The sequence below is a fragment of the uncultured Methanobrevibacter sp. genome, assembly GCF_902771435.1.
Lineage (GTDB): Archaea > Methanobacteriota > Methanobacteria > Methanobacteriales > Methanobacteriaceae > Methanocatella.
On sequence record NZ_CACXXB010000068.1, the window covers coordinates 1 to 4,701 of the forward strand.

A 4,701-nucleotide genomic window follows, 5' to 3' on the forward strand; every position below is an offset into this window, starting at 1 on the left:
TCAAATCAAGCTTCGTGGATTGAGAATTGAGATTGGTGAGATTGAGTCTAATATCAGTAGATATCCTGGAATCAAACAAAATGTGGTAATTATTCGTGAAATTAATAATAATGATCATTTGTGTGCTTATTTCACTGCAGATGATGAAATCGATGAAAATCTCTTAAAAGAATTTTTGAAGGATAAATTAACTAATTATATGATTCCAACTGTGTTCATGCAGATTGATGAAATGCCGCACACACCTAATGGTAAAATTGACGTAAAAAGATTGCCTGAACCGATTTTAAGACTGGAAAATGTTAAACCTGTAAATGAAACTGAGGAAAAACTCTATGAACTCATATCTGATTTCATAGAAAGCAATGAATTCGGTACCACTGATGATTTATATGCTTTAGGTTTCACTTCACTGACATTAATGAAATTAAACTCCTTAATTTATAATGAAATGGGAGTTAATGTGGAGATTTGATTGATGATTCTAAGGATAGGGAATTTTATCCGTTGACTGAAAATCAGTTGGGTATTTATTATGAATGTGTACAAAGTCCTGATGAGATTAAATATACCATGCCGGCTGCTGTGAGATTTGACAACAGTGTTGATGCTATTAAACTTAAAGAATCGGTAATTAGGGCTGTTGAATCACATCCTTATCTTAAGGTGAGAATAGTCGTTTCTGATGACGGTTCATTAAAGCAGAAACGTGATGATAATATCATAATGGATGAGATTGAAATTGTTAAAGTTGACAGTATTTCTGATGAAGAAATGATGAAAAATGATGTACAGGCTTTCACATTAAACAATAGCCAGTTATTCAGGTTCAAAATCTATGATACAAATGATGGTGTTGTTCTGTTTTATGATTTCCATCATATCATTACAGATGGCGTATCTCAAAACATGCTGTTAAATGAGATTTTAAGTGTTTATAATGATGAGGATATTGAAAAAGAGACTGTTGATGGCTATATTCATTCTCTCATTGAAGAAAAACTGGTCAATAGCGAAAAATATAACTTGTCTAAAAAATTCTTCCATGATAAGCTTTCACAAGAAATAGATTCAACTGTATTGACTCCAGATTTGAATGGAAATCCTGATAAGGGCAACAATATGCTTATTTCTGAAAGAATTGCTAATGATTCCATTAAAAAATTCTGTAAAAAACATGCAATAAGTCAAAATTCCTTGATAATGGCATGTACAGTATTGAGCTTGAATAAGTATACCTACAGTGATAATACTTTGATAACTTCTATTTTTAATGGAAGGGCTTATTCATATTATCAAAATACGCAGGCATTTTTGGTTAAAACACTTCCAATCATCATTTCTAATGAGAACCGGAATGTTTCCATAAAAGAATTTATTAATCATGTGGATAAGGTTTGGAAAGATTCGATTAATCATATGGAATATCCATACACAAAGATTGCTGAGGATTTCCAGCTAAAACCAGAATTCTTCTATACATATCAGGAAAGTGGTGAGTCTAATCAGGGTGCTGTAAATGATAAGACAATTGCTGTTGGAGAGTTATCAACTGATGATATTTCGGCGGCTGAGTATAAAATTAATTTGAATATTATAGATACTGGTTATGAGCTTGGGTTAGTCCTGCAATATAATGATCAATTGTACAGTGAAAATTATGCACAAACATTCCTTAAATCTATAATTCGTGTTTTAAATCAATTTATTGAAGGCAATATTGATGAAACTAAAATTTGTGATATTTCACTTGCCGATGAAAGAGAAGATGCTGAATTTGGGCCTGTTGAAACTCCATTCTTACATAAACGTTTTGAAGAGCAGGCCGATATTAATCCGGTCAATGTTGCATTGGTTGCAACTGATAGAACACTGACATATGCTGAACTTAATGAGGATGCAAATAGGGTAGCCAATGCTTTAATTAATTTGGGAATCAAGCCTAGAAACAATGTTCTTATAATGCTTGGGAGGGATAGTAATCTTATTTCTGCTATTTTGGGTGTTTTAAAGGCTGGTTGTGCTTTTGTTCCTATTGATCCAGAATATCCTCAAGACAGGATTGACTATATTTATGAAAACTGTCATGCGGATTATATAATTACTGATAATGTCAGTGATGCTACATTGGATATTAATGACTTGCTTAAATGTGAAAATGCTGATAATCCTGATGTCATTATCGATTCCAGTGATATTGCCTATATGATTTATACTTCAGGTTCTACCGGAAAGCCAAAAGGTATCATGACTAGCCATATGAATATTACAAATCTTTTCTCAAAGCAGGATGGCAATCTTTTAAATGATTTGTATTCTAGAATGGACAAGGTCGTTGCTTTGAGTACTGTTTCATTTGATGCGTTTTTACTTGACTTTATGAGTTTAACATTTGGTTCAACAGTCATTTTGGCAAATGACAGTGAGGTTAAAAACATTGATGAACTGGCTCAGTTGATGGGTAGGGAAAAGCCTGATGCAATTGCATTTACAACCCCTTCAAGGGCCATGCAATATCTGGAAAATAAAAATTTCAAAAATGAATTCGCCTCCATCAAATATATTGGCGTTGGTGGGGAAATGCTTCCTAAAGAGCTAATTAGAATCATTTTAGAAAATTATGGTGCTGAAATTTACAACATTTACGGACCTACAGAAACCACAGTAACTTCCAACACAACCAGAATTACCGATGCAGATAATATTAATGTTGGTAAAGCTTTATACAATTACATTACTGAAATAAGAGATATTGATGGTAAGATGTTGCCTCGGGGAGTGATGGGTGAGCTTTACATTGGAGGTTATGGTGTAGCTGGCGGATACTATGGCATGGAGGATAAAACCAAAGAAGTCTTCTGTAAAATCAATGGTATTCCATATTATAGAAGTGGAGATTATGCAGTTGAATTGCCTGATGGCGAAATCGTTATAAAAGGAAGAATCGATAATCAAATCAAACTCAGAGGATTGAGGATAGAGATTGGTGAAATTGAATCCAACATAGGCAAATATCCTAGAATAAAACAGAATGTTGTAGTTGTTAAAGAAATAAATAATGCTGAACATTTATGCGCTTACTTCACGGCTGACGATGAAATTGATATCAATCTATTAAAACGTTATTTACAAAATAAATTAACTAAATATATGGTTCCAACTGTATTTATGCAGATTGATGAGATGCCACAAACTCCAAATGGAAAAATTGACATTAAACGGCTTCCAAAACCTTCATTGAACCTGAATTATGTGGAGGCTAAAAATGAACTTGAGGAGAAACTGTTCAAATTAGTTTCATCATTGATTAATACTAAAGAATTTGGAACCACTGATGATTTGTACTCCATAGGATTTTCTTCCCTGACATTGATGAAATTGAATTCGATGATACATCAGGAATTGGATGTAAATCTGGACATTGCATCATTATTCAATAATCCAACAATCAAAAACCTGGCATATCATATTGAAAATGATGTTGGTTCCCAAGTTGACATTGATTATATGCGTAAAATTGCAAAAGATATGGAATATTTCCCATTGACTTCCAATCAGCTGGGAATTTATTATGAATGCATGCAAAGCCCTGAAGAGCTAATATATACAATGCCTTCGGTTATAAAATTCGATAATGATATAAATCCGGAAAAACTGAAAAATGCCATAATTGCAACTATTGAGGCACATCCATATCTAAAAACCAGAATTGTCACAGGCGAAAATGCCGAGATAAAACAAAAAAGATGCGATGATGTGCCAATAGATGAAATACAAATTGTTGAAGTGGATGAAATTACTAATGAGGAGATACTGGAAAATGACTCCACATTCTTTAATTTGAATGGTGGTCAGTTATTCAGATTTAAAATTTATGTTACTCCAACTCAAACAATTTTGTTCTCTGATTTCCATCATATAATCACTGATGGAGAATCACAAAATAACCTGTTCTCAGATATAATTAAAGCTTACGACGGTGAAAAAATCTCTGAAGAGGTAATTGATGGTTATGTTTACAGTCTTATTGAAAAGGAAACAGTTGAAAGCGAATCTTCCAAAAATTATTTCCAAAAGAAATTTGCCAAAGGATTTGAATCAACTGTTCTGACAACAAACCTCAATGGAGATCCTGATAAAGGTAACGTTAATCTTCTCTTTGACAGCATTGATTCTACATTCGTTAGACATTTCTGTAAAGACCATGCAATAAGTCCAAATGTACTGTTCCTTGCAGTCATTTCGTTGAACCTCAGTAAATACACCTTCAGCGATAAAACGTTGGTTACAACTATATTTAATGGTAGGGCTAATTCAGAATATATGAATACTCAGGGAATGCTTGTTAAAACCTTGCCTGTGCTCGTTGATGGTGGAAACAGGGAAATGATGGTTGATGACTTCATTAAAGTCGTTGATGAAGCTTGGAAAGGTTCGGTGGTACACAGCAATTATCCATATACAAAACTTTCCGAGGAATATGGTTTGAAACCTGAATTCTTCTACGCATTCCAGGATTTCTTTGAAGATGAAAATGTTAGTGTCCATGATGTAAAATATGAAGTTGAATCTATTGATGGAACCGTTACAACAGATTATAAGGTTTCATTGAATGTCTATGATGATGGTGAAGAAATCAACATTGTTCTTGAATATAATGACGAATTATATAGTGAAGAATATATTCAGAACTTCTTGCTT

General features: G+C 33.2%; 2 protein-coding genes. Both read left to right on the top strand.

All coding sequences use genetic code 11. From position 1 onward, the window contains the following. On the top strand, positions 1-475 hold a 475-nt coding region (locus tag QZU83_RS10220), incomplete at its 5' end, for a non-ribosomal peptide synthetase (protein WP_295611890.1). Beyond that, a partial coding sequence (locus QZU83_RS10225) for an amino acid adenylation domain-containing protein (protein ID WP_295611891.1) occupies positions 472-4,701 on the top strand: 4,230 nt, incomplete at its 3' end. The genes QZU83_RS10220 and QZU83_RS10225, both read left to right, overlap by 4 nt.